The 4127-nt window shown below is 29.2% G+C and carries 4 protein-coding genes; all 4 read left to right on the top strand.

Features of this window, described 5'->3' with window-relative positions:
* The first annotated feature begins 176 nt into the window (after positions 1-176).
* Positions 177-428, top strand: a complete 252-nt coding sequence (locus ACH2BG_RS04055) for a nicotinamide mononucleotide transporter (protein WP_395046438.1) — start codon at positions 177-179, stop codon at positions 426-428.
* Between the two features lie 487 nt (positions 429-915).
* Positions 916-1593 (top strand): SDR family NAD(P)-dependent oxidoreductase, encoded by a 678-nt coding sequence (locus ACH2BG_RS04050; protein WP_395046437.1) that lies wholly within the window; start codon positions 916-918, stop codon positions 1591-1593.
* 551 nt (positions 1594-2144) lie between these two features.
* Positions 2145-3158: a serine hydrolase domain-containing protein gene (locus tag ACH2BG_RS04045; RefSeq protein ID WP_395046436.1), complete on the top strand. Its 1014-nt coding sequence runs from the start codon at positions 2145-2147 to the stop codon at positions 3156-3158.
* A 424-nt stretch (positions 3159-3582) separates the two neighbouring features.
* On the top strand, positions 3583-4127 hold a 545-nt coding region (locus ACH2BG_RS04040), incomplete at its 3' end, for a hypothetical protein (protein WP_395046435.1).

Genomic DNA, 4127 nt, shown 5'->3' with positions numbered 1-4127 from the left:
CCATTTGAATACTAATAAATACGAAAAAACTTATTTTAATGCCAATTTTTTTGCTATATTTGAGCATAATAAAACAGAAGTTTTTTTACAGACTGATGTTACAGGGCATAGCTCAGCAGATTCAGGAGAATTCAAGAATTTAACGCAATTTTTAACTTACATTATTTTATAATTTTATGGCAAACATATTTGAATATTATTTAGTTGACTGGCTCGGAATATCACTAAGTCTTTTATCAGTTTATATGTTAGGTAATAAAAATAAATGGGGATTTATAATTTTTGCTATCTCAAATGTGGTATGGATTTTTCTAGGATTTGTTTTAATGAATAGTTTAGGCACAACAATTGGAAATGCCGTATTTCTGGTAATCAATATTCGTGGATACACAAACTGGAAAAATTTACCTGAAAAAAAAAATTGTTGATTATTAAACATAGCTTATGAATTCGGATTTTAGTAAAAGATATTCTTTAATGAATTTAAGAATTTCATCTAAAGCTTCTTTACTATTTTATAAATTAGAAGACTCAAAATAAACATTGGGTTGATTTTACTTTGCCAAAAAAAGAAATTTTAACTGAATTGTTGATGCAAAAAAGTTTTGTAAAGAATTAAATTTAATTTTGATAAAAGTAAAAAACGAAGCTACTTAAAAATAGAAAATACTCAAAATAAGTCTTTGTATAAATTAAAATATAGACCAAAATTAACAGAAACTGACAAGTTTAACGCATATTGCTACGCTCTGCAATAGCTCTACAACGGATTTGGGCAATTTGGTTAATGAAAAAATGATCCTGTATTTAGTATTATTTGGCAAGTCCGAAAATAGGGCTTAATTTAGTTCCAAACCCGCTGTAGTGCCCGAACGTTGTGTGTGATATTCCCGAAAAAAAAATGAAAAAGAAAAAATGAATTTAAAAAATAAAATTGTATTAATTACTGGAGCAAATTCTGGAATAGGAAATGCGTTAGCGGAAAAACTAATTGCTGAAAATTATTTTGTAATTGGAACTTCTAGAAATGGAAAAATTGAAAATATTAAATCTGAAAACTTATTTGTCGTGGAATTGGATTTAACAAATCAAAAATCAATAGAAAATGCAAACTTAATTATTAGAACTAAATTTAACGGAATTGATATTTTGGTAAACAATGCTGGAATTGCGCCAGATTTGGATAGAACGGAACCAGATTTAGAAAGTTTGAGATTAACTTTTGAAACTAACGTTTTCGGACTTGTAAGTTTCAATGAAACAATTTTAGATTTAGTAAAAAAAAATGGGAAAATTTTAAATATTTCTTCTATTATGGCAACGTTTAACATAATATCCAAAATTGATTCAACCGCATACAGAATGTCGAAATCTGCATTGAATATGTACACAAAAACTTTGTCTGCAAGATTGAAAGACAGAAATATTGCTGTAAACTCAATTCATCCAGGTTGGGTAAATACAAAATTATCAACTGCAGGTGCGCCATTATCAACTGAATCTTCAGCAAACGGAATATTTAAACTTATAGAAATCGAAATGGGAACTGGAAATTTTTGGAACGCTGAATCACAAGCAAAAATGTTGTGGTAAAAAAAACACAGCACACAATAGCTAGGTTTTCGTTGCGTCCGCTGCAACGAACAATGAAACCGGTTGAATCCTCCATGGCGCACAAGCTGGAAATGGTCTCTGGCATGAACTATGCACTTAGTTTAAAGTTTTACGAGAGAACGACAAGAGGATTTTATTTTTGTAAGTTTTTACTGCAAAACTGTGCTTAGAGCGATCAACATACTCAACAAAGGCATCTATATATCGCACCTAGTTATTAGGACTTATTGTATCTTCTAAACTTGAAAAACACGGTTGTTGACGAGAAATACCTATGATGTGTTGCATGCTTAAAAACACGAAAAATCTTCTTTTAATACAAGTTTTTTGTTATATTTGAACATACTAAAACGGAAGTTTTTTCACAGACTGACATTAGTGGTAAGTTTCCAAAACCCACTAAATTTTTAAACAATAATAATATGACAAAATTTTCATTTCTCTTTTTTGTATTTCTTTTTATTTATTCTTTTGGGCAACAAAAATCAAATTCAAACAAAAATAATTTTGATAAATCTGTATACGATTCAATGGATACAGTTGCAGACTCTTTTCTGAAAAAATCAGGAGCTAATTCTGTTTCCATAGCAATTGTTAAAAATAAAAAAACTTATATAAAACACTATGGAGAGTTGGATAAAGGGAAGCGCAATAAAGCAACGAATCAAACAATTTTTGAAATAGGCTCTACAACTAAAGTATTTACAGGAACACTAATGGCTAATGCTGTATTAAAAAATAAAATTGGATTAAATGACGATATTAGAAAATATTTGAATGATGATTTTTCTAATTTAGAGTTTCAAGGCAAGCCAATAAAAATAAAGGATTTACTTGTCCATAGAAGTGGAATACAAACACCTTTTCCTATTACTCAACAAATAAGAGATAAATACCCAGCTGAAAGTTTCCTTTATTATAAAAATAGACTTGATAAAGCGTATACTAAAGAACTTTTCTTAGCTGATTTACGAAAAGTAAAAGTAGATTCACTTCCAGGAACTGGCTATAAGTACGGTGCTTTAGCACCCGAATTGTGTGCTTATATTTTAGAAAATGTATATAAAAAAAGTTACGATGACCTATTAGATGACGAGATTTTTAAAAAAGAAGGAATGAAATCTACAAAACTTAATTTAGGAAATAACGAGATTCTTGCAAATGGCTATAATTCAAAAGGCGATATTATGGAACCTTTAACAATTAGTATTTGGGGAGCATCCAAATTTCTAAAATCAACAATGGATGATTTAAGCAAATATATCAAGTTTGAATTAAATCCAAATAATAAGGTTGTTATTGAATCTCATAGAAAAGTTTATCCAAACATAGATATGGGATATTTCTGGGACACTGTATCAGAAGAAAATGGAAATACAAACTATATAAAAGACGGTGGTTCAAATGGAACTTCGAACATAATAAAAATTTTACCGAAATACAATCTAGGAATATTAATTATTGCAAATCAAAATGATAGAAATACAGGCGCAATCATTGAAGATGCTTTAAATAAATTAGAAATGACTTTAAAAGAGAATTAAAAAAACCTAACCTAACGCTAGATATTTGTTGCGTGCGCAGCACAAACAATGAAACCAGTGTTGAATCCTCCACGGCGGACAATCTGGAGCCGGTCACTGGCAGGAACTATGTACTTATCGTAAAGTTTTACTAGAGAATGACGAGAGGGGTTTTAGTCTTGAGCGTTTTTACTGCAAAATTCAATTTAGAGCGATCAACATACTCAACAAAGACAACTATAAATCGCACCTGATTATCAGGACTTATTGTATCTTCTAAACTTGAAAATGCATTTGTTGACGAGAAATACCTATGATGTGTTGAATGCTTAAAAATACGAAAAATCTTCTTTTAATACCAGTTTTTTGTTATATTTGAACATAATAAAACGGAAAATTTTTCACAGACTGACGTTGTGCGTTATTTTAAAAAAAAACAGTATAAATGAAATTTACAATACCAGACATTAATAACTCTTCCTTAGAAATTAAAATTGAACTATCTCAAAAAATAGTTTTTCTAGGTGCTAATGGAACAGGAAAATCTACTTTAGGAAAATTTATTGAAAAATCTGTTTTTAATCAGACACAAACTGGACTTGAGCATAATAAAAATTCATTAGAACTGAAAAAACAAGAATTATCAATTACAGAAGGCGTAATAGATCAATTAACTGAAGAAATAACTAAACTTAATAATGCCAAAGATGAACAAATTTTAGAGCTTGGTTTAGAATATCAAGAAAGAAAAATACTTCTTCCTAACCAAGAAATATTTACCCGAAAAGAATTTATAGAACTACTGTTTCAAGGTAAAATTCAAGTCGAAAACTTAATTTATTCAAATAATAGCTCTATTAAAAACAATTTTCCTCCTCAAAGTTTTAATGACATTGAAGGAGGGACAATTGAGTTTAGCGGTATAAAATTAGACATCGATCTAATGAAAATAGATAATGAGAACCCAAAATCAATCGAAACTGCAAAAAA

The organism is Flavobacterium sp. (assembly GCF_043779715.1).
Classification (GTDB): Bacteria; Bacteroidota; Bacteroidia; order Flavobacteriales; family Flavobacteriaceae; genus Flavobacterium.
This window is presented reverse-complemented; position numbering and strand designations above follow the sequence as displayed.

What these genes read in the sequence shown, in the direction of transcription:
- ACH2BG_RS04055 (WP_395046438.1), top strand. Translation starts at nt 177, where the DNA reads ATGGCAAACATATTTGAATATTATTTAGTTGACTGGCTCGGAATATCA.
- ACH2BG_RS04050 (WP_395046437.1), top strand. Translation starts at nt 916, where the DNA reads ATGAATTTAAAAAATAAAATTGTATTAATTACTGGAGCAAATTCTGGA.
- ACH2BG_RS04045 (WP_395046436.1), top strand. Translation starts at nt 2,145, where the DNA reads ATGGATACAGTTGCAGACTCTTTTCTGAAAAAATCAGGAGCTAATTCT.